Source organism: Neorhizobium sp. PAMB6716 (genome assembly GCF_058242805.1).
Window position 1 is genome coordinate 2,189,679 of the sequence record NZ_CM177835.1, and the last position, 22,531, is coordinate 2,212,209.

The following is a 22,531-nucleotide window of genomic DNA, read 5'->3' on the forward strand; positions in this document are numbered from 1 at the left end:
CCTAAAGTAGCAGTCTCTCGATCACCTTTCGAGTGGACCCCATGCTTGATTTCCTGACCGGCACCACCCCAGCCACGACCCCGTCCAGCCAGCCGGCATCTTCCGGCAGCGGCACGACCACCACCACGCCCTCTTCATCGACCTCTTCCCCAGCGGACACCACCGCGACCGAGGAGCCGGCTGCAAGCACGGACACTCCGGCAGAGGAAACCACAACAGGCGGGCCAGAGGAGAGCGGCGACGGCACCTATACCGGCACCGTGCCGCAGGCCGATCAGGACACGCAGCCCGCGACCGATACATCGGAGGAAACCCCGGCCGACACGGCGACAGGTCAGACACCATCGACGGGCGACACCACACCGTCGGCCACCCCGGCGGCCGATGACACAACGGCGGAAACCCCGACACCGGACGGATCGTCTTCCGAAGAGCCGGCGACCGGCGCCGGCGAAGAACCGGCAACCGACACGGGAGATAGCACGCCGGATCCCTCGACCGGCACCGACGCTCCGGGCGAAAGCGGGGGAACCGAGGAGACGGGAGAGGCCGAGGAACCCGCCGAGACCGGAGGAACCACCGAAACCGAGCCGGGCAACACCAGCGATACCGATACCGATACCGATACGGATACGGGCACCGATAACGGAACCGGTTCTGGTACCGTCATCACCCCGACACGCAAGTCATCGACCGACACCCATGGCAGCATTTCGCACAGTAGCGGATTGCCAAGCCCCCTAGAGCAGCTCCAGGGCCTGGTGGCCGGCTATAACAAGCAATACGGGTTCCTCGGAACATCAGGCCGCTCGGCCGATGTCTGGGGCGAGGCAAGCAGCCTGTCACCACTCGACAAGCTGCGCCAGCTGGTGGCCAGCTACCAGCTGCAATATCTCGGCACCACCGCGTCGTCAGGCGCCACGGCGGTGTCGGCCAGCAGCACGGAGCAGGACACGATGAGCGCCACCGAGCGTCTGCAGACCCTCGTTTCCGGCTATGAGAGCCGCTATGGCCGCTATCGCTGACGCCTGGTCGGGCCATTGCCGCCCGGGCAGCATGCGCGGCACGGCGAACGGCAAGGCTTGCCAACACCACCATCCTGTGCGATCAGCGCCCCCTCACCATGAAGAACGGGGCGCCGGTCGCCCTTTTGTGCGTTCGGTGCGCTGACGGCGCTCCGCCCCAGGGACATTTTTGACAGGAAGGACGATCGCCATGACACGTGCGCTCGGGCTCGACTTCGGCACGACCAACACCGTTCTGGCGCAGGCCGAGGCCGGGGCGACCACCACCCGGTCGCTGGATTTCACCAGCAGCGCCGGCGTGACGGACAGCATGCGAACCGCCCTCTCCTTCATGAAGGATGCGACCCTTGGCGCCCAGGCGCTGAAGGTGGAGGCGGGACAGGCAGCCATCCGCATGTTCATCGAAAATCCTGGCGATTGCCGTTTTCTGCAGTCGATCAAGACCTTTGCCGCCAGCGCCGCCTTCCAGGCAACGCAGGTGTTTGCCCGCCGCCAGCAGTTCGAGGATCTCATGGAGATCTTTCTGCGCCGGCTGAAGGCCTATGCGGGCGACGAGTGGCCGGACGACATCTCGCGCCTCGTGGTGGGGCGTCCGGTGCGGTTTGCCGGCGGTAACCCGGATGAAAAGCTGGCGATAGAGCGTTATCAGGCGGCACTCACCCGCTTCGGTTTTCCCGAAATCCATTATGTCTATGAGCCGGTCGCGGCCGCCTATTATTTTGCCCAGTCGCTGGAGCGCGATGCCAATGTGCTGGTGGCCGATTTCGGCGGCGGCACCACCGACTATTCGCTGATCCGTTTCGAGCGTCATGCCGGCCAGCTGCGCGCCGTGCCCATCGGCCATTCCGGCGTTGGCATTGCCGGTGACCATTTCGATTTCCGGCTGATCGACAATCTCGTGTCGCCGGAAATCGGCAAGGGCAGTCATTTCAAAAGTTTTGGCAAGCTCTTGGACGTACCCGCCGGCTACTACGCCAATTTCGGCCGCTGGAACCAGCTGTCGATCTTCAAGACCACGCGGGAATTTGCCGATCTGCAATCGCTGGTCCGCTCAGCCACCGAACCGGACAAGCTGGAACTGTTCATCGAGCTGATCGAGCACGACGAGGGTTACCCGCTCTACCAGGCGATCTCCGCCACCAAGATGGCGCTGTCGCAGCAGGAGGAAGCGGAGTTCAATTTCGCGCCGCTTGGCAAGGCCGGTCAGAAACTGGTGAAGCGGACCGATTTCGAACGCTGGATCACCGACGATCTCGCCCGTATCGAAGACGCGCTCGACGAGGTGCTGCAAAAGACCAACACCTCCGCAGATGCCGTCGACAAGGTGTTTCTAACCGGCGGCACGTCCTTCGTGCCGGCCGTGCGCCAGATCTTCACACGGCGCTTCGACGCCGGGCGCATCGAAAGCGGCGGCGAACTCCTGTCGATTGCCCATGGTCTTGCCCTCATCGGCGAAAGCGGCGACGTTTCGCAATGGGCCGCCTGAGGCAAGTTCGCACGGGAGAACAGCGGCCGCCCGGCTTTATCCGCCGTGGCGGATCGGCTAGAGTGCGACCATGATCGAAGCCACCCACCTCGCCCCGGCCGAACTTGCAGCACTTCTGCATTTCTACGCCGATTCCGGCGTCGAATGGCTGCTCGAAGATGCGCCCGTCGATCGCATCGCAGCCTTTGCCGAGCAGCAAGCTGCGCGCGCGGCCCAGATGCGGGATCGTGCGCCAGCAGCCCAGTCCCAGGCGCCCGCCGATACGGGCCGCCGCGCCAATGGATCGACGGCAACGCCGGTGCAGCGCTCTTCGGCACCGGCTGCAGCCGTTGCCATTCCGGATGCGGAAGCCGTTGCCGCTGCCCGTCTTGCGGCCGAAGGCGCCCATTCGCTCGATGCCCTGAAGGCAGCACTCGAAGATTTTTCCGGCTGCAACCTGAAGAACGGTGCCCGTTCGACCGTATTTGGCGCGGGAAACCCCGCATCCGGCATCATGGTCATCGGACCGATGCCGACCGCCGACGACGACCGCGACGGAATGCCCTTTGCCGGGCGACAGGGACAGTTGCTGGATCGCATGCTTCTGGCCATCGGTTTGTCGCGCGACAGCGTCTATCTCTCCAATGTCGTGCCGTGGCGTCCGCCGGGAAACCGTCCGCCGTCGCCCGCCGAAATCGAGATCTGCCGCCCCTTCATCGAGCGACAGATCGCGCTGGCCAAGCCTCAGCACCTGCTTCTCCTCGGCAATTTCACCGTGCGTTTCTTCTTCGGCGGCGATGGCACGATTTTCAGCATGCGTGGCGAATGGCGCGACATCGTGCTGAACGGGTTTTCGGTGAAGGCGCTGGCCAGTCTCCACCCCCAGGATCTTCTGACGGCGCCTGCCAACAAGGCACTGGCCTGGCAGGATCTTTTGGCCTTCCAAAAAGGCATGCCCGCCTGATCTGCCTAACGATTGCGCAATATTAACAATTTATGAAATAAGCCATGCGCAGTTCGCATGGCAGCGCACCGTTCTACAGCGTTGTCGAATCTATACCGCAGTGCAATATAAGCAATGTGTCTTGGGAGGAAAACGGTACAGGAACCAAGGCCATGACCACGCGCATTCGCCCCATACATTCCGGCTTCGAGACGCTGCGTCTCGCCGGCCTTTCGCCCCGCTCTACGCAGGGGTACCACAATTACGGCTCCGCCACGCATGAGCAGTTGACCGCCCGCGCCTTTTCGCGCCGCGGCAATCTCACGCGTCCCACGGCAATCTTTGCCGATTTCCGCGAGCGCTGAGCCCCGCTGCCGCAACAGTTCGCAGACAGAATTCCGGAGACAAGACGATGAAGCATTCGATCCGCCACCTGCGCAGCATGTGCGATGCCTTTGCATCGATCGGCGCTGCCGTTCGCGCCAGCCGCGAATTCACCTGCGCTGCCAGCATCCACGAGCGCGCCGGCAACCCGTCGAGCGCCATTCCGCTCTGACGGCACCACGCCTTTTAACTGTCATGCCGGCGGCGCGGATGCCTTTCGCGCCGCTTTGCGTTCCAGCCCCAGTTGATGTTCGCGGTAGATGATGAAGATGCCGGCTGACACGGTGATGGCGGTTCCGATCAGCATCGATGACGTCGGCACGTCGCCGAACAGGAAATAGGCGATGATGATGCCGAGGATGATCGAGGAATAATCGAACGGCGCCACTGTGGAGACGTCGGCATGGCGATAACTTTCAGTCAGAAAAATCTGGCCGAGACCACCGAAGAAGCCCGACGCGACGAGGAAGATCTTGTCTTCCGTCGGCAGAACCGCCCATCCGAACGGCAGGCTGACCAGCGAAAACACCGCCGCCGTCAGCGAAAAATAGACAACGATCGTGGACGTCTTTTCCGTGCGCACCAGCTGGCGGGTCTGCACCATGGCAAGACCGCCGATCACGGCAGAGGTCAGCACGGCCGCAGCCCCCATCGCCTGGGCATTTTCCATGCCGCCATGGCTGAACAGCGAAAGTTTTGGCCAGGAAATGATCAGCACCCCGAATATGCCGAGCGCCACCGCACTCCAGCGATAGACGCGCACTTTCTCTTTCAGGATCAGGGCTGCAAACAGAACCGCCATCAGCGGGGAAGCATAGCCAATGGCAATCGCATCCGGCAGCGGCAGGTGGATAAGCCCATAAAACCCGCAGGCCATGGCGGCAATGCCCAGCATGCCGCGCTTCAGATGCCCGAAAGGACTGTCGGTGCGAAACGCAGTCGTCAGATCGCCGCGCATCGCGAGATAGATGAGGATGGGAACCAGTGCGAAGGCCGACCGGTAAAACGTGATCTGGCCGGCCGGAATGCCGTCGCCCGCCGACTTGATGCAGGTCTGCATGCCAAGAAACACAATGACGGACATGACTTTCATCGCAATCCCCTTGAGGGGATCCTGCGCATCGGAACTCATTCTCTAGCTCGCCGCGAGATCGGCCGTCAGTTGGCCGAAGGAAACAAATACTGACTCATACCGTTCGGACAGTAGCGAAAACCGCCGCATTGATACATCAAGTCTTGTGATGAATCGATCAAACTCCGAAAAATCGGGGCTCGGCCTCTCGACATCATCCGACTTTTGGGATGGGTTTTAGCAATCGTTCAGTTTTGAATGCAATATTCGCAGCCTGAATCTCACTGCCAGCAAAACATTCGGCATCCTTGCCAAGTCAAGACCAGGAAACATCATGCGCACAGACACGGGTCAGATCGTCCACCTGGCAGACTACCGCCCCACTGATTTCGTTCTGGAACGCGTTGATCTGACATTCGAACTGGATCCCACGGCAACCCGTCTCGAATCACGACTGATCTTTCACCGGCGCCCGGGCGCGGACGGCACGGCTCCCCTGGTGCTGGATGGCGATGAACTTTCCCTCTCCGAACTGCGTCTCGACCAGAACGAGATGCCGGCCGCACAGTTCGACGTGACACCCGATAGCCTTGTGATCCGCGACCTGCCGGCATCGGCACCGTTCGAGGTGACGATCATCACCATCATCAACCCCGAGGCCAACACGCAGCTGATGGGTCTTTACCGCACCAGCGGTGTCTATTGCACACAGTGCGAGGCGGAGGGCTTTCGCCGCATCACCTATTTTCCGGACCGTCCGGATGTGCTGGCGCCCTACACCATTACCATCATCGCCGACAAGGCGACCAATCCGGTGCTCTTGTCGAACGGCAATTTTCTCGGCGGCGGCAACTATGACGAAGGCCGGCATTTCGCTGCCTGGTTCGATCCCTTCCCCAAGCCGAGCTATCTGTTTGCACTGGTGGCCGGTGATCTCGGCGTCGTCGAAGATACGTTCACCACACTCTCCGGCCGCGAGGTGGCGCTGAAAATCTATGTCGAGCACGGCAAGGAGCCGCGCGCCACTTACGCCATGGATGCGCTGAAACGTTCGATGAAGTGGGACGAGGAACGCTTCGGCCGCGAATACGATCTCGATATCTTCATGATCGTCGCCGTCTCCGATTTCAACATGGGCGCGATGGAGAACAAGGGCCTCAACGTCTTCAACGACAAATACGTGCTGGCCGACCCGGAAACGGCGACTGACCAGGATTACGCCAATATCGAAGCCATCATCGCGCACGAATATTTCCACAACTGGACCGGCAACCGCATCACCTGCCGCGACTGGTTCCAGCTCTGCCTCAAGGAAGGTCTGACGGTTTACCGCGACCACGAGTTTTCCGCCGACCAGCGCTCGCGCGCCGTCAAGCGCATCGCCGAAGTCCGTCATCTGAAGTCGGAACAATTTCCGGAGGACGCCGGCCCGCTGGCGCATCCGGTCCGCCCGACGACCTATCGCGAGATCAACAATTTCTACACGACGACGGTCTACGAAAAAGGATCGGAAGTCACCCGCATGATTGCCACCATCCTCGGGCGCGATCTGTTCAAGACCGGCATGGACCTCTATTTCGAGCGTCACGATGGCGAGGCGGCCACCGTCGAGGATTTCGTAAGATGTTTTGCTGACGTCAGCGGCCGCGACCTGTCGCAGTTTTCGCGCTGGTACCAGCAGGCCGGCACACCGATGGTCAGCGTCTCGGCGACCTATGACGCAGCGGCACAGAATTTCAGCCTGTCGCTGGAGCAGACGATCCCGGCCACCCCCGGCCAGCCGGTCAAGGAGGCGATGCATATCCCGCTTTCCTTCGCGCTGATCCTCGACAATGGCGCGATTGCCGAACCGGCTTCGGTGTCCGGCGGCGAGGTGACGGGCGATGTTCTGCACCTTCAGGAGCGCCGCCAGACCTTCACCTTCACGGGCATCGCATCGCGTCCGGTTCTGTCGCTCAACCGCAGCTTTTCCGCGCCGGTCAACCTCGATTTTACCCAGTCTGCGGCAGACCTTGCCCATATCGCCCGTCACGACAGCGACCTCTTTTCCCGCTGGCAGGCACTGACCGACCTCGCGCTGCCGAACCTGATGCAGGCCGCGCGGGATGCGCGGGCCGGCGCCGAGATCACCTGCGACCCCGCCCTCCTGACCGCGCTTCTGGAAGCGGCCGGCGATGAAAGCCTGGAACCCGCCTTCCGCGCGCAGGTGCTCGCCCTGCCAAGCGAAACCGATATCGCGCGCGAGCTTGGCGGAAACACGGATCCCGATGCCATTCACGCCGGCCGCCAGGCAATCCTTTCGCTGGTGGCGACGGCCGGTGCCAAAACCTTCGAGCATTTGTTTGATACCTTGCGGCTCTCGGGCACGTTTACGCCGGATGCGGCCAGTGCCGGCAAGCGGGCCCTGCGCAACAGCGCCCTCTCCTACCTCTCCTACCTGGACGGCGGTGTCGAGCGCGCATCGAGCGCCTTTGCAGAGGCCGACAACATGACCGACATGGTCCAGGCGCTGACAGTTCTCGCCCATCGCTTTCCCGGCCAGGCGGCCACCGCCAACGCGCTCGGCGCCTTCCTCAAGCGTTTTGAGGGCAATGCGCTGGTGCTCGACAAATGGTTCTCTTTGCAGGCAACCATTCCCGGCAATGGCGCGCTGGCCAGGGTTCGGGCGCTGATGGAGGATCCGAACTATGTGGCCGGCAATCCAAACCGCGTGCGGGCACTGGTCGGCGCTTTTGTCTTTTCCAATCCCACCGGCTTCAACCGCGTCGATGGCGAAGGCTATCGCTTCCTCGCCCGCCAGATCCTTGGCATCGATCCGCGCAATCCACAGCTCGCGGCCCGCATCCTGACGGCCATGCGTTCTTTTCGTTCACTGGAACCGGCGCGCGCCAGCCACGCCCGGGCCGCCCTCAGCGAGATCAACGGCGCGCCCCACCTCTCCACGGATGTGCGCGACATCGTCGAGCGTATGCTCAAGGATTGATGATGAACGGGTGCCAACACCTCCCAAATGGTTGTGGCGCCCGTTACTGCATCCTCTGATTCCGCCAAAACACCTCAAAATGCAGCAAGTGCAAAAACCGGACCATATGGTTAAGATTTTATGACCACATGCTCTGGACAAGGCGAATCAGCTTTGATTCACTGTGCATAGTTCGCAAGCGGCATTGCGAATCACGACGAGGGATCAATCAAAGCTATGGCGAACGTGCAGCGGGAAACCGCGGCCGAGGAACGGCTGCGCTTCAAATTTCCGGATGGCCTCACGCTCCCGGCGGTCGACGGCACCATGCTGTCTGCGATGCGGCGCCGGCTTGAACGGCTGCCGAGTGCGGAGCTTTGGCTGAAGCGCTCGATCCCGATCCTCATCATCGCGTTTCTGGCGGTGGTTGCGGCGTCGCGCCTGCTCGGGCTTGTCTCGGAACGGGCGCGCATGGAAGAGGCGGCCCGCCAGTCGACGGCGCTGCTGGCCGCCGCCAGTGCTGCAGCCTTTGCCGGTCACGAACAGGCTTTTGCAAATGCCGATCGCAAGGCTGCCGAGGCACGCCTTGCCCTCTTCCTGCCGCAGACCAAGCTGCAGCCAGGCGCCTTCATCGTGCTTGTCGATGCAACGGGCCGCATTTTCGGCGGCAGCTTCCAGGCACAATCCTATATCGGCGAACGTCTCGATACGGTTTTGCCGGAAATGGTGGCGCTTCGCCGTTTCGGCGATGACGACGGCGTCATCGAAACCACCTTCAGCGACATTCCCCACTATGCTGCGATCAAGGCGATCGGCGGGGCGGCAGGTGGCCTTGTGGTCGCGGCCCATTCGCTGGAAGCCACCAACCAGTTCTGGCGCCAGCAGGTTTCGCTCAACGTCACGCTGTTTACCGGCATTTCCTCAGTCCTGCTCGTCATCCTCTATGCCTATTACATGCAGGTGAAGCGCGCCCGCGATGCCGACGAGATCTTTCTGGAATCCAACATGCGGGTGGAAACGGCGCTGTCGCGCGGCCGCTGCGGTCTTTGGGATTTCGATCTGGCCAATCGCCGGCTGTTCTGGTCACGCTCCATGTATGAAATGCTCGGCCTGCCGCCGGGTAACAACATGCTCTCCTTCAGCGAAGCGGCCCGGATGATGCATCCCTCCGATGGCAATCTCTTTGCACTGGCGCGCGCCGTCGGGCGCGGCAATGAAAAGCAGATCGACCAGGTGTTTCGCATGCGCCATGCCGCCGGCCATTATGTCTGGATGCGGGCCCGCGCCCAGGTGATGAAATCGAGCAGCGGCCGCACCCATGTCATCGGCATCGCCATGGACGTGACCGAACAGCATCGCCTTGCCCAGCGTTACGCCGAGGCCGACCAGCGCCTCGCCGACGCCATCGAGTGCACGTCGGAAGCCTTCGTCCTCTGGGACAAGAACGATCGTTTGGTCATGTGCAACACCCATTTCCAGCAGGCTTACGGTCTGCCGGACAGCGTGCTTGTGCCCGGCACGGAAAAAAGCGTCGTTACCGCCGCCGCTGCCCGCCCGGTCATCGAACGGCGCATTGCAGACCCCGACCACAACGGCTTTTCGCGCACCACGGAAGTGCAGCTTGCCGATGAGCGCTGGCTGCAGATCAACGAGCGGCGCACTGCCGATGGCGGCATGGTCTCGGTCGGCACCGATATCTCGCTGCTGAAGCGCCACCAGGAACGGCTGCGCGAATCCGAGCGCCGCCTGATGGCCACCATCGGCGACCTCTCCTCATCGCAGAAGAAGCTCGAACGCCAGAAGGCGGAGCTTTCCACCGCCAATGCCAATTACCAGGCAGAGAAAGAGCGCGCCGAGGCCGCCAACAAGGCAAAATCGGAATTTCTGGCCAATATGAGCCATGAGCTGCGCACGCCGCTCAACGCCATTCTCGGCTTTTCCGAAATCCTGCTCAACGGCATGTTCGGCCCGGTCGGCTCGCCGAAATACAGCGAATATGCCCGCGATATCCACGACAGCGGCAAGCACCTGCTGAACGTCATCAACGATATTCTCGACATGTCGAAGATCGAGGCCGGCCACATGAAGATCGTCTGCGAGACGATCGATCTGGCGCCGCTGATCGAGGAAAGCATCCGCCTCACCTCCATGCCGGCCGATGCCAAGTCGATCACGGTCACCCAGCGCGTCGATGCGGGCCTTCAGATGAGCGGCGACCGGCGCGCCATGAAGCAGATTCTGCTCAACCTCTTGTCCAATGCGGTGAAGTTCACCAACGAAGGCGGCCGCGTTGAGCTGCGCGCCCACCATTCGCGGCGCGGCCTGCTGTTGACCATCGCCGATACCGGCATCGGTATTCCCCGCAATGCACTTGGCAAGATCGGCCAGCCTTTTGAGCAGGTGCAGAGCCAGTATGCCAAGAGCAAGGGCGGCTCCGGCCTTGGCCTTGCCATCTCCCGCTCGCTGGTCACGCTTCATGGCGGCCGGATGCGCATTCGCTCCAAGATCGAGTGTGGCACCGTAGTCGGTCTGTTTATCCCCCAGGAGCCTGCCGCTTTGGCGACACCGTCGACAGAAAAATTGCGCGAACCCGCTTCGACAGCCGCTTGATGTCGGCCTCCACCATTTTAAGGCTTGGGGCATCGGCAGCGGTCGAAAGCCTTTCGATCAGGCCCGCAGGCGCATCCTTCGGCTCAAAAGCCCCTTCGACGCAGAGCCGCACGATCTGCGACAGTTCGGTATAGAGGGAAAGAGCCGCACTGCAGGTCTCGAGATCGTCGGCAGAAGGGCAGGGCGCACCATGGCGCACAAGAGCTGCCTGCGTTCCGCTCGTCAGGCACTCCGCGCCGTCGTCTGCACCGACGGCATCATCGTGCGCGATCAGCCGCAGATACTGCGCCAGGAACTCGATATCGACGAGACCACCGGGGATCAGCTTCAGGTCCCACACATCGCGCGGCGGCTTCTCTTTGTCGATCAGGCTGCGCATTTCGGCAACGTCTGCTGCAATTTTTGCCTTATCAACCGGTTGCGCCAGAACCTCGGCAATCACACCAGATGCCTCGGCCATCAGGCTGTCCTCGCCACAGACCATCCGCGCACGCGTCAGGGCCATGTGTTCCCAGGTCCAGGCCTCCTCCAGCTGGTATTTTCGAAAGGCGTTGATCCGCGTTGCCACCGGCCCCTTGTTGCCGGACGGACGAAGCCGCAGGTCGACCTCGAAGATGATGCCCTCGGCGGTCGGCGCCGAAAGCGCCGCAATCAACCGCTGCGTCACCCGGGTAAAATAGCGCACCGCATCGAGCGGCTTTGCGCCATCCGATTCGGCAACCGCATCGGGATAGTCGTAGAGCAGGATGAGGTCGACATCGGAGCCCGCCGTCAGCTCAAAGCTGCCGAGCTTTCCCATGCCCATCACAGCCACGCGCCCGCCCGGATAGCGCCCATGCGCCTGCTCCATCTCACGCATCACGGCCAAAAGCGCTGCGTCGATGACGAGATCGGCAAGATCCGTAAAGGCCCGCCCCGCCTGCACGCCGGTGATGGCACCGGTGAGCAGGCGGATGCCGATCAGAAAACGCTGTTCGGCCGCAAAGATGCGCAGCCGGTCCAGCACCTCCTCGTAATGACGGGCAGCGCCGACAAAGGAGGAAAGCCGGTCGGAGAGATAGGCCCGCGTCGGGATTTCCTGCATCAGGCCCGGATCGAGCATGCCGTCAAACACATGCGGACGCGCCGCCACGATATCGGCAAGCCGCGGGGCCGCCGACATCACCATGACAAGCAGCGACAACAGGCCGGGATTGGTATTGAGCAGCGAAAACAGCTGGATCCCCGCCGGCAGCGCCTTCAAGAACCCATCAAAGCGCAACAGCGCGTCGTCGGCCCGCTTGCTGAGCCCGAACGCGCTCAAAAGCTCCGGCATCAGTTCCGTCAGCCGCTCGCGGGCCTCCACCGATTGCGTTGCCCGGTAACGGCCATAATGCCAGGTGCGGATAACACGCGACATATCGGCCGGTCGCTCGAAGCCCAGCCGAGCCAGCGTCTTCAGCGTTTCCGGATCGTCGTTCTGGCCGGTAAACACCAGATTGCCATCGCTTGCCGAGAGCTTACTCTCCTGCTCGAACAGTTTTGCATAACGCCGTTCCACCGTGCGCAGCACCGCCTCCAGCCGTTCGGAAAACGCGACTGTATCGGCAAACCCCACCATGAAGGCGATGCGCTTCAATTCGGTCTCGGTGTCCGGAAGGCGGTGCGTCTGCTCGTCGCGCACCATCTGGATGCGATGTTCGACATTGCGCAGGAACCAGTAGGCCTCCGTCAGTTCCGCGGCGATCTCCGGCCTTATCCACTGCGCATCGGCCAGAGCCGCCAGTGCCCGTTCGGTCTCCCGTTCGCGAAGCGCCGGCATGCGCCCGCCGGCAATCAACTGCTGCGTCTGGGCAAAAAACTCGATCTCGCGGATGCCGCCGCGCCCGAGCTTCACGTCATGCCCCTTCACCGCAATGGCACCGTGGCCCTTGTGGGCATGGATCTGCCGCTTGATCGAGTGAATGTCGGCAATCGCGGCATAATCGAGATATTTTCGAAACACGAAGGGCACCATGTCGCGCAGGAAAGCCGCTCCGGCGGCAAGATCGCCGGCCATCGGCCGCGCCTTGATATAGGCCGCCCGCTCCCAATTCTGCCCGCGTCCTTCGTAATAGATGAGCGCTGCCTCCACCGGCACCGCAAGCGCCGTCGAGCCGGGGTCCGGCCGCAGGCGCAGGTCCGTGCGAAACACATAACCGTCGCCGGTGCGCTCCTGCAGAATACGGATCAACCGGCGCATCATGCGCCCGTAAAGCTCGGTCGCCTCCAGCGGATCGGGCAGGATTTTAGCCTCTCCATCGAAAAACACCACGATGTCGATGTCGGAGGAATAGTTCAGCTCGAACGCCCCGAGCTTGCCCATGGCGAGCACGATCAGCCCGGATTTTTCCGCAGGATTTGTGGGGTCGGAAAGCCTCAGCTTGCCACTCTGATGATGGACAAGCAGCAGGTGGTCGATGGCGGCGGCGACGGCGGCATCGGCCAGACGGCTCAACCACCGTGTCGTCTCCCGGCATTCGATGAGGCCGCCGAGATCGCCCAGCGCCAGCAGAAAGCTCACCTCGCGTTTGGCAAGGCGCAGCGCGGTCATCACTTCGCCCTCACCGGGCGTGCGACCTTCCAGGTCCGGCCGCCAGCAATTGCGCGCCCGCTCAATCGCCGCCTCGATGAGGCCATCCAGCGGATGCGTCAGCGCATTGGCAAGGAGTGCCGGACTGATTACCGCGATGTCGCGCAGGTAGGGCGAAAGCGAAAAGGCAGCGACCAGAAAGTCCTTGAGCGCACCGCCCTCAGCCAGCATGCCGGCAATCACAGGTTCGCTGCCGGCCATTTCCTTCAGCGCGGAAAGCGCCGACTTTGCTTCTGTCTGGTTGAATGGTTTCGACACATCCGCGCGCACGTCGCCGAGGCTTATTGCCTTTGTCGCCACGATCTCGTCCTCCCTGATCCCTTGAAGGATTAGTTAGGGCTTTTGCGCGGGAAAAACCATCGTCACGGTCAAACCGGGAGGGTTTGCGTCCTCGCCATGGGTGGCGGAAAGCTCAAGTCGTCCGCCATGCAGTTCCATCACAGCCTCGACCAGCGATAGCCCGAGCCCGGTGCCGGGCTTTGACCGGCTCTCGTCCAGCCGCACGAAGCGTTTTTTAACTTCCGCGCGTTTATCGGCGGGAATGCCCGGCCCGTTATCGGCCACCGAAAGCCGCAGGCTATCGCCGGCGCGTGACAAGAGAACCCGGATCGCGGGTTCACTGCCCGCATCGCAGGCATATTTGATGGCATTGTCCAAAAGGTTGAAGATCGCCTGGCCGATCAGTTCGCGGTTGCCCTGAACCACCAGTCCCGGCTCGATTTCAGTCGTCAGCATAAGCCCGGCCTCCTCGGCCGCAGGCTCGTAAAGCTCCGCGCTGTCGGCGGAAATGGCCGACAGGTCGATGGCGCTCATCTCGGCGGCAATCGAGCCAGCCTCGACGCGGGAAATCATCAACAGCGCATTGAAAGTGCGGATCAGCAGGTCCGATTCGGCGATAATGCCTTCCAGCGCGGCACGGCGCACATCCTCGCGGTCTTCGGAGAGCGCATCGGCCGCCTTGTTGCGCAGCCGCGTCAGCGGCGTCTTCAGGTCATGGGCAATGTTGTCGGAAACCTGGCGCAGGCCCTCGTTCAGCTTCTCGATCCGCTCCAGCATCAGGTTGAGCGATTCCGACAGCCGGTCGAACTCGTCGCCGGACACACCAACCGGCAGGCGCTGCGACAGATCGCCGGCCACGATCTTGGTGCTCGCCGCCGACATCCGGTCGATGCGCTTCAGCGCATTACGGCCAATGCCGAACCAGATGAACAGCGCACCCAGCCCCATGATCGCCAAGGCCACCATCAATGCCCGGCGCACGATGCCGCGAAAGCGTCCCGGCTCGCCAAGATCGCGACCGACCATGACGCGCAACCCGTTGTCGAGGAAAAACACATTCGCCGTTGCCAGATGCAGGCGCGGCGGGCCGATCTCGGTATAAGGCTCGTAGCGGAACGGCAGGCCCGTCCATCCCTCCTGATCGAGAACGCCCGGCTGCACCGATTGCACGTTACCGGCGAGCATCTCGCCGGTCGGCCCTGCAATGACGTAGAGATTGGCGCCGGGCTGGCGGGCGCGCCGCTCCATCATGCGCAAAAGAAGGTTGATGCCGCCGCGATCATAGGCGCCGCGAATATCAGTGATTTCCTGGTTCAGCCCCTCGCGCACCTGCTGCGCCAGAAGCCGCTCCGACATCGCCGTCACATAAACGACGAGGAAAGCGGCACAGAGCGCAAACAGCACGATATAAAGCGCCGACAGCCGCACGGCCGTCGAGCGAAACAGCAGGCGCAGGCGGCTCATGGAGGGTATCACGCCTCGTCCTTGATCATGTACCCGGCGCCGCGAATGGTTTTCAAAAGCGGCTTGTCGAATTCCTTCTCGATTTTGGAGCGCAGCCGCGACACATGCACGTCGATGACATTGGTCTGCGGGTCAAAATGGTAATCCCAGACGTTTTCGAGAAGCATGGTGCGCGTCACCACCTGGCCGGCATTCTTCATCAGATATTCCAGCAGACGAAACTCGCGCGGCTGCAACAGCACTTCCTTGCCGCCGCGACGCACCTCGTGCGACAGGCGGTCAAGCTCCAGATCGCCGACACGGTAGACCATTTCCTGCTCCGGCGCGCCCTTGCGGCGGCCGAGCACTTCGACGCGGGCCAGAAGCTCGCTGAAGGCATAGGGTTTCGGCAGGTAATCGTCGCCGCCGGCGCGAAGCCCGGTCACCCGGTCATCCACCTGGCCAAGCGCAGACAGGATCAGCACCGGCGTATTGATGTTGCGCTTGCGCAGCTCACTGATCACGGAAATGCCGTCGCGGCGCGGCAGCATGCGGTCGATCACCATCACGTCATAGGTGTTTTCAGAGCCCATGAAGAGCCCGCTTTCGCCATCGCTGGCATGGTCCGCCACAATGCCGGCCTCGCGAAAGGCCTTTGTCATGTAGGCGGCGGCTTCAAGATCGTCTTCAATCACCAGAATCTTCATGTGCGGAACAATAGACTGAGGCTGGCCCTCGGTAAAAGCGGTTTCGCTTTTCACATCGTTCTCGGGTGTATTCATCTGCATGCGTGAATGCCTCCTCGAATGAAAAAAGGGGCGCCGCGCCCTTTTGGCGCGACGCCCCCGCCTGTTACCGTTGACGGGGCCGGTCAGCCTTCGTTGATCGGCAGTGCGATGAAGCGGCTGCCGCTGTCGGACTGCACCTGGAACAGTGCCCTTGTGCGGCCATCCTTGCGGGCCTGATCGATCGCCTTGCTGATGTCGGCGGCTGAGGAAACCTCCTGGTTGTTGACCGAGGTGATCTTTTCGCCCTGACGCAGACCCTTGGCGGCCGCATCGGAGTCTGGATCGACTTCAGTCACGGAAACGCCCGTTCCATCGTCTGCCGGGGCTACCGTGATGCCGAGGCTTGCCAGCGCCTTTTCGCTCGAAGGCTGAGCCTGCTCCGGCGCCTTGTCGCTGTTTTCAGCCTTGGCGGCATCGTCGCTGGCAAGGTTTCCGAGCGTCACCGCAACCGATTGCGACTTGCCATTGCGCCAGATGGACACATCCACCTTGTTGCCGGGTCCGAAGGCAGCAACCTTCTTGGCGAGATCGCGGGCATCCTTGATCGGCTCGCCATTCACGGCAGTGATCACGTCACCCTGCTTGATGCCGGCCTTGGCGCCTGGGGAATTTTCCTGCGGCGACACGACGAGCGCGCCCTTCGGTTCCGCAAGGCCGAGCGATTCGGCGATATCCTGCGTCACCGGCTGGATCTGCACGCCAAGCCAGCCGCGCTCCACTTTGCCGTCCTTCATCAGGTCGGCGATCACGTCCTTGGCGGTGGAAGCGGGAATGGCAAACGCGATGCCGACATTACCGCCGGACGGCGAGAAGATCGCCGTGTTGATACCCACCACTTCGCCATTGAGGTTAAACGTCGGACCACCGGAATTGCCGCGGTTGACGGCTGCATCGACCTGGATGAAATCGTCGTACGGGCCAGAGCCGATGTCGCGGCCACGGGCAGAGACGATCCCGGCGGTGACCGTACCACCGAGGCCGAACGGGTTGCCGACGGCGACAACCCAGTCACCGACGCGCGTCTTGCTGTCATCGGCAAATTTCACATAGGTGAACTTGCGGTTGGCATCGACCTTGAGAAGCGCCAGATCGGTGCGGCTGTCCTTGCCGACCAGCTTGGCATCCAGTTCAGTGCCATCGTCCATCACGACCGTATAAGCCGAACCGTCGGAAACGACATGGTTGTTGGTGACGAGATAACCGTCTTCGGAGATGAAGAAGCCGGAGCCTTGTGCCGTCGGGCGCAGGTGATGCGGACGGTTGGGGTTCTTGTCGGCGCGCTCCTGGTTGCGGCCGCCGGGGCCACCTTGACCGCCGGGGCCGCCTTGACCACCCTGGCCGCCGAACTCGCGGAAGAAACGCTTCAGCGGATGGTCGTCCGGCAGCTGGTCAAGGCCGCGGCCGCCAAAATTGAACGAGAAATTGCCGGGATCATCATCGGAAACCGGCGTTGCATCCGACTGGACACGCACGGAGACAACGGCAGGCGAGACGGCCGAAACGACGTCGGCGAAGCTCGGAGCCTGCGGTGCGTTGACGGTCACCGGATCCGCATAGGATTCGTAGACATGGGCCGGGAGACCCGTGGAGAGCATGACGGCCGCGAGGCCCGCCACGGTCGAGCCCTTCAACACTGTCTTCAACGAGGGACGTCCGATCTTGCTCTTGAACATTGTAAGATACCTTCTTCTTCAGGTCATTCAGACTGGGGTGCCGGAGGTCCGGCGGCGGTGGATGACTGAAGATATAGGAGCCCCCACGTTAACTGCACGTGTCCACGTCATGAATTGTTCGTAATGTTTGCCGGCAGCCTGGAGGCCCACCGTTTTGCTGGCGAAAGCCAACGCACAAGCCGAGGCTGGCAAGCTCGTAAGCTCTTGTATCAGAAAAGTTTATGCGACAGGAAGGTAAGGCTCAGCCGCCCAGCAGCTTGTCCAGCCGGGCCTGTTCCTCGGCGCTTAGCGCGCGCTCCTCGGGCGTCTCTCTGCGGCGGCGCGACATCATCACCACCGTCACACCACCGATCAGCAACAGCGCCACCGGCATCGCCCAAAGCGCCACCGTTTTGCTACTGAGACGCGGCTTCAACAGCACGAATTCGCCGTAGCGGGAAACGACGTAATCGATCACTTGCGCGTCGCTGTCACCGTCGACGATCCGCTCACGCACCAGCAAGCGGAGGTCCCGCGCCAGTTCCGCATTGGAATCGTCGATGGACTGGTTCTGGCACACCATGCAGCGCAACTGCGCCGAAAGCCCCCGCGCCCGCTCCTCCAGCACCGGGTCCTTCAACACCTCGTCCGGATTGACCGCATGTGCCGGCAGCGGCGCAAGACCGATGACCGCCGCGACCACCAGCCCCCTCCATCGTTCCGTGGCCTGCTGACGAAGCGTCACACGCAACAAATCCCCTCTCCCCGCCCGCGGGGAGAGGGCTAGGGTGAGGGGCACCCTTATGATGGCGGGCATCCTTAACATGCCAACAAAACTCTCCCGGAACCGCATCATTCCGCCGGCTCCAGCACAACCTTTGCCGCCTTCGCCCGCCGGCTCGGCGCGCCCACGCGCAACCGTCGGTCAGACAGTGACACGAACCCGCCGATCATCATGATCACAGCCCCGCCCCAGATGCACAGGATGAACGGCTTCCACCAGATGCGCACCACAATGCCGCCGTCGTCCATGTGGTCACCCAGCGACACGTAAAGCTGGCTTGCGCCAAAACTCAAAATGCCCGCTTCCGTCGTCGGCATGCGGCGCGCCGTATAAAGCCGTTTCGACGACCAGACATCGGCCACGACAACGCCACCGCGCCTCACGGTAAAATGCCCGCGTTCCTCGGTGAAATTCGGCCCGACGGCTTCGCGCATGCCGTCAAACAGGATGGAGTAGCCGCCGGCTTCGGTCGTCATGCCCGGACGCATTTCCACCACATGCTCCGTCTCGAACGTGGTGACCGCAACGATGCCGAGCACCGTCACGCCCATGCCCATATGCGCAAGTGCGGTGCCGAAGGCCGAACGCGGCAGGCCCTTCAGGCGCGCAAAGGCCACCTTGAACGCAAGCTTGCCGAAATTGGCGCGGTACCAGAGATCCGTCAGCGCCCCGAACACCAGATAAAAGCCGATTGCCAAGCCAAGCGCAGCCAGCACCGGTCCACCGTTCTCCGCATAAAACAGCCCGAAACCGGCCACCAGCGCCAGCCCCGCCGCCACGTAAAGCCGTTGCAGGGCCCCCAAAAGATCACCGCGCTTCCAGGCCAGAAGCGGCCCAAACGGCATGGCGAGCAGCAGCGGGATCATCAACAGCCCGAAGGTCAGGTTGAAGAAGGGCGCACCAACGGAAATCTTTTCCCCCGTCAGCGTCTCCAGCACCAGCGGATAAAGCGTGCCGGTCAGCACGGTCGCGGTGGAAACGGTCAGGATCAGGTTGTTGAGAACCAGCGCCCCCTCGCGGGAAATCGGCGCAAACAGGCCACCGCTCTTCAGCTGCGGCGCGCGCCAGGCAAACAGCACAAAGGCGCCGCCGATGAAGAAGGTGAGGATCGCCAGGATAAAGATGCCGCGCGAGGGGTCTGTCGCAAAGGCATGCACCGAGGTCAGCACGCCCGAGCGCACGAGGAACGTGCCGAGCAGCGACAGCGAAAACGTCATGATGGCGAGAAGCACCGTCCAGATCTTCAGCGCCTCGCGTTTTTCCATCACGAGCGCCGAATGCAGAAGGGCGGTTCCCGCAAGCCAGGGCATGAAGGAAGCGTTTTCCACCGGGTCCCAGAACCACCAGCCACCCCAGCCGAGTTCGTAATAGGCCCAGTAGGAGCCCATGGCGATGCCGGCGGTCAAAAACGTCCAGGCCGCCAGCGTCCACGGCCGCACCCAACGCGCCCAGGCCGCATCGATGCGGCCCTCGATAAGGGCAGCGACGGCAAACGAAAAACAGACGGAAAAGCCGACATATCCGAGATAAAGCAGCGGCGGATGGATGGCGAGGCCAAAGTCCTGCAACACCGGGTTAAGATCCTGCCCCTCGGCAGGCGCCGGGTCCAGCCGGATGAACGGGTTGGAGGTGAGCAGGATGAACAGCAGGAAGGCAACCGTGATCCACGCCTGAACCGACAGAACGGTGGCGCGCAGAGTATCGGGCAGATTGCGCCCGAACACGGCGACCATGGCGCTGAACAGCGTCAGGATCAGCAGCCACAGCAGCATCGAGCCCTCGTGATTGCCCCACACGCCACTCAGCTTGTAGACCATCGGCATCAGCGAATGGGAATTGTCCCAGACATTCTTCACCGAAAAGTCAGAGACCGCATAGGCCCAGGTCAGCACGCCGAACGAGAAGGTCACGAGCGCGAACTGCGTGACGGAGCCAATCGGCGCAAATGCCATAAGGGCCGCATCCCCGCGCCGGGCGCCGATGATCGGCAGGATCGACAGAAGCAGTCCCGTCGCCAGCGCCAGAACCAGCGCGTAATGGCCGATCTCGATGATCATTTCGCAGCCCCCTCGCCTTCTTTCCAGACACCCTTTGCCTTCAGGCCATCTGCCACTTCCTTCGGCATATAATTTTCGTCGTGCTTGGCCAGAACGGAATCGGCAACGAAGGCATGGGCCGTGTCGAACACGCCTTCAGTCACCACGCCCTGCCCCTCGCGAAACAGGTCCGGCAGGATGCCGGTATAGGACACCGGCACGCTTGCCCCGCCATCGGTCACGCGAAAGCTCACGGTGGAACCGGCGCCGCGCTTCACGGACCCCTCTTCCACCAGCCCGCCAAGGCGGATGCGTGTGCCCGGCTGCACGGTGGTCTTTTGAAGGTCGCTCGGCATGAAGAAATAGGCAACCGACTGGCTGAAGGCGAACATCACCAAGAGCACCGCCACCAGAATAAAACTCATGCCGCCCAGGATCACCGCGAGGCGCTTCTGCTTGCGGGTCATCCTGCGGGGCATTTTATGGGTCATCGCCTCAGTCATGGTGTTACTCCCCCGGCAGAAAGGCCGGTCTCGGTGGCCAGCGCCAACAGCCGCTTGCCCCCTTCCTGGTCGGCCGGAAAGGTTTTCAGGCCCGCCTTCAGCGCATCCTCAGCCTTCGCCTTGTCGCCCAGCACCATGTAGGAGCGCACCAGCCGCAGCCAGCCCTCGATATTATCAGGATCGTCCTCAAGTCTGGCGGCGAGCGTTTCCACCATGCCGGCAATCATCTGCTGGCGCTCCTGCGGTGAAAGATCCTGCATCGCCTGCACCTGCGCCTGGCTCGGATTGCCCGGCGCCTTGCCGGCGGCTTCTGCCTGCGCAGCCTGACCGGGGGCCGATGCCAAAGGTGCGCCGCCATTCTTGCCGATATGCTCACTCACCAGCGCAATCCAGGCAGCCCCCGGCGGCGAATCCTTCAGGATCGCCTCGAAGGCGCCGCGTGCCTCGCCGGTCTTGCCGGCCTGCTCCAGCGCCAGCGCTGCATAAAACCGGGCGCGCATGTTTTTGCCGTCGAGAGCAACAGCCTTGTTGAAAGCGCGGGCGGCATCTTCCGTCACCACGCCCTCATTGGCCGCCACCAGCGTTTCGCCAAGCCCTGCCAGCCGTCCAGCGGTTTCCCCCTGCAGGCGGATCGCGTTGCGATAGGCCATTTCGGCGTCGCCCAGCCGCATGGCGCGAAAATAGATCGGCGCCAGCAGGTCCCAGCCGGCGCCATCCTCAGGATTTTGCGCCAGATGCCGCTCGGCCTTCGCCACCAGCAGCGCCATGTTGTTGCCGGGGTTTGCCAGCCGCGCTTCCAGCGGCTGCGCCGGAAGTTCCGGCCTGCCAAGCGTCACGTAAAGACAGAGCCCGACCACGGGAAGACAGAGAATGACGGAAAGCGTTGCCAGCCGGTGTCTCGATCGACCGCCGGCCGCACGGAGCGTGCCTGCCGCATCGGCCGTCTTGTCGGCAAGGCCCAGAAGCCGGCGGCCGATTTCGGCCTTGGCATAGCTGGCCTCCTCAACGCCGATCAGCCCTTGCGCCCGGTCGCGATCCACCTCGCGCAACTGGTCGCGATAAACGGCAGCCTCGTCCTCGCGGTCTGCCTCACCGCGTGGCGAAGCCTTCATCAGCGGCCAGATGAGAACCGCCGAAACGCCGGCCGTGAGAATTGCAAGAAGGATCCATAAAGTCATGAAGGCCAATTACTGCACTCGGGCCCCCATTCCAATCGGAAGACGGGCGATGACACGAATTTGAGGCAAGGACAGGACCCGATCCCCCGCCCGGGACAACCGCACCCGGACAAAGCCGCACCCTTGCTGCCGCAAATGATCGTCCCACCTCTTGCCACCGACTGTGACGGCAGCCTTGATCTACGTCAATTGGCAAGATTGCCCCACGGCCCTTGCGTGCAACATAAATCTTAAAAACAACCCTGAATTTCAATCGTGGCGAAACCTGCATGCAGCGCCAACAGCTCAGCAGTGCCCTGCTCGCACTGCGATCAGCCGCAGAACCGTATCAGGTCAATGGAGTCCAGGTACCGTCGTCGTTACGGCACGCAGCACCGCGTTCCTTTGCCTCGCGCCCGTCGACAAAAATGGTGTGCGTATACTGTCGGCAGTTCTGCGATCCCACCTGGTAGGGCGCAGCAGCCACCACCTGGCCGCGGGCATTGCTGCCGGTCCACGACACCGGCTGGCCAACGCCTGCCTGTTCCAGCGCGCGATATTCCGCCTCCAGCGCCCGTTGCCGGTCGCCGCCCGATATCTTGACGGGAATGCGCCCGATAATGCCGCCCTGCAATGCACTGATATAGTCGGCACCGGGCGCGGTGCGGCCGAAAAACATACCCGTGCGGGAACCATTCGTTCCCGTGGTGGAACAGCCGTTCAGCACGACGGCTGAAACAAGAGCGGACAAGACGAGTGTGGCAAAGCGCAAGTGCATTCTTCTCCAACAATTCCTGAGATACGGCAAAGACCGAAT

17 protein-coding genes are annotated in these 22,531 nt (G+C 62.4%); 7 read left to right on the top strand and 10 right to left on the bottom strand.

The window, feature by feature from the left end; all coding sequences use genetic code 11:
- Window positions 1-41 precede the first annotated feature (41 nt).
- The 5 genes from AC4CWH_RS10740 to AC4CWH_RS10760 all read left to right on the top strand — a co-directional run bounded on the left by AC4CWH_RS10740 (window position 42) and on the right by AC4CWH_RS10760 (window position 3,989).
- Window positions 42-1,025, top strand: coding sequence for a hypothetical protein (locus tag AC4CWH_RS10740; RefSeq protein WP_491318726.1), 984 nt, complete (start codon window positions 42-44; stop codon window positions 1,023-1,025).
- 190 nt (window positions 1,026-1,215) lie between these two features.
- On the top strand, window positions 1,216-2,511 hold the full coding sequence (locus AC4CWH_RS10745) for an Hsp70 family protein (protein WP_491318727.1): 1,296 nt from the start codon (window positions 1,216-1,218) through the stop codon (window positions 2,509-2,511).
- Between the two features lie 70 nt (window positions 2,512-2,581).
- The gene (locus AC4CWH_RS10750; protein WP_491318728.1) at window positions 2,582-3,454 is read left to right on the top strand and encodes a uracil-DNA glycosylase; all 873 of its coding nucleotides are present in this window, start codon (window positions 2,582-2,584) and stop codon (window positions 3,452-3,454) included.
- Between the two features lie 152 nt (window positions 3,455-3,606).
- Window positions 3,607-3,798, top strand: coding sequence for a hypothetical protein (locus AC4CWH_RS10755; protein ID WP_491282021.1), 192 nt, complete (start codon window positions 3,607-3,609; stop codon window positions 3,796-3,798).
- Between the two features lie 47 nt (window positions 3,799-3,845).
- Window positions 3,846-3,989, top strand: a complete 144-nt coding sequence (locus tag AC4CWH_RS10760) for a hypothetical protein (protein WP_491282022.1) — start codon at window positions 3,846-3,848, stop codon at window positions 3,987-3,989.
- A 21-nt stretch (window positions 3,990-4,010) separates the two neighbouring features.
- Here the strand turns inward: AC4CWH_RS10760 and AC4CWH_RS10765 are convergent, their stop codons facing one another.
- The gene (locus tag AC4CWH_RS10765; RefSeq protein ID WP_491282023.1) at window positions 4,011-4,949 is read right to left on the bottom strand and encodes a DMT family transporter; all 939 of its coding nucleotides are present in this window, start codon (window positions 4,947-4,949) and stop codon (window positions 4,011-4,013) included.
- Between the two features lie 274 nt (window positions 4,950-5,223).
- On the opposite strand from AC4CWH_RS10765, the gene pepN reads away from it, so the two are divergent.
- A complete protein-coding gene (gene pepN / locus AC4CWH_RS10770; protein WP_491318729.1) occupies window positions 5,224-7,872 on the top strand; it encodes an aminopeptidase N in 2,649 nt (882 codons plus the stop codon).
- 216 nt (window positions 7,873-8,088) lie between these two features.
- Window positions 8,089-10,461, top strand: coding sequence for a PAS domain-containing sensor histidine kinase (locus AC4CWH_RS10775; RefSeq protein WP_491282025.1), 2,373 nt, complete (start codon window positions 8,089-8,091; stop codon window positions 10,459-10,461).
- Here the strand turns inward: AC4CWH_RS10775 and AC4CWH_RS10780 are convergent.
- The 9 genes from AC4CWH_RS10780 to AC4CWH_RS10820 all read right to left on the bottom strand — a co-directional run bounded on the left by AC4CWH_RS10780 (window position 10,385) and on the right by AC4CWH_RS10820 (window position 22,492).
- A complete protein-coding gene (locus tag AC4CWH_RS10780; RefSeq protein ID WP_491318730.1) occupies window positions 10,385-13,372 on the bottom strand; it encodes a bifunctional [glutamine synthetase] adenylyltransferase/[glutamine synthetase]-adenylyl-L-tyrosine phosphorylase in 2,988 nt (995 codons plus the stop codon). The genes AC4CWH_RS10775 and AC4CWH_RS10780 overlap by 77 nt on opposite strands.
- Window positions 13,373-13,405: 33 nt before the next feature.
- Window positions 13,406-14,815, bottom strand: a complete 1,410-nt coding sequence (locus tag AC4CWH_RS10785; protein ID WP_491318731.1) for a sensor histidine kinase — start codon at window positions 14,813-14,815, stop codon at window positions 13,406-13,408.
- 8 nt (window positions 14,816-14,823) lie between these two features.
- Window positions 14,824-15,576, bottom strand: a complete 753-nt coding sequence (locus AC4CWH_RS10790) for a response regulator transcription factor (protein ID WP_491321408.1) — start codon at window positions 15,574-15,576, stop codon at window positions 14,824-14,826.
- An 89-nt stretch (window positions 15,577-15,665) separates the two neighbouring features.
- The gene (locus tag AC4CWH_RS10795; protein ID WP_491318732.1) at window positions 15,666-17,255 is read right to left on the bottom strand and encodes a Do family serine endopeptidase; all 1,590 of its coding nucleotides are present in this window, start codon (window positions 17,253-17,255) and stop codon (window positions 15,666-15,668) included.
- Window positions 17,256-17,496: 241 nt separating this feature from the next.
- Window positions 17,497-17,985 (bottom strand): cytochrome c-type biogenesis protein, encoded by a 489-nt coding sequence (locus AC4CWH_RS10800; protein WP_491321409.1) that lies wholly within the window; start codon window positions 17,983-17,985, stop codon window positions 17,497-17,499.
- Between the two features lie 101 nt (window positions 17,986-18,086).
- Complete coding sequence (locus AC4CWH_RS10805; RefSeq protein ID WP_491318733.1) at window positions 18,087-20,075, bottom strand: heme lyase CcmF/NrfE family subunit; 1,989 nt, start codon at window positions 20,073-20,075, stop codon at window positions 18,087-18,089.
- Entirely contained in the window at window positions 20,072-20,521 is a 450-nt protein-coding gene (gene ccmE / locus AC4CWH_RS10810) for a cytochrome c maturation protein CcmE (RefSeq protein WP_491321410.1), read from the bottom strand. Before ccmE ends, AC4CWH_RS10805 begins: the two co-directional genes overlap by 4 nt.
- Window positions 20,522-20,553: 32 nt before the next feature.
- Complete coding sequence (gene ccmI, locus AC4CWH_RS10815) at window positions 20,554-21,735, bottom strand: c-type cytochrome biogenesis protein CcmI (RefSeq protein ID WP_491318734.1); 1,182 nt, start codon at window positions 21,733-21,735, stop codon at window positions 20,554-20,556.
- Between the two features lie 328 nt (window positions 21,736-22,063).
- A complete protein-coding gene (locus AC4CWH_RS10820) occupies window positions 22,064-22,492 on the bottom strand; it encodes an RT0821/Lpp0805 family surface protein (protein WP_491318735.1) in 429 nt (142 codons plus the stop codon).
- Window positions 22,493-22,531 lie beyond the last annotated feature (39 nt).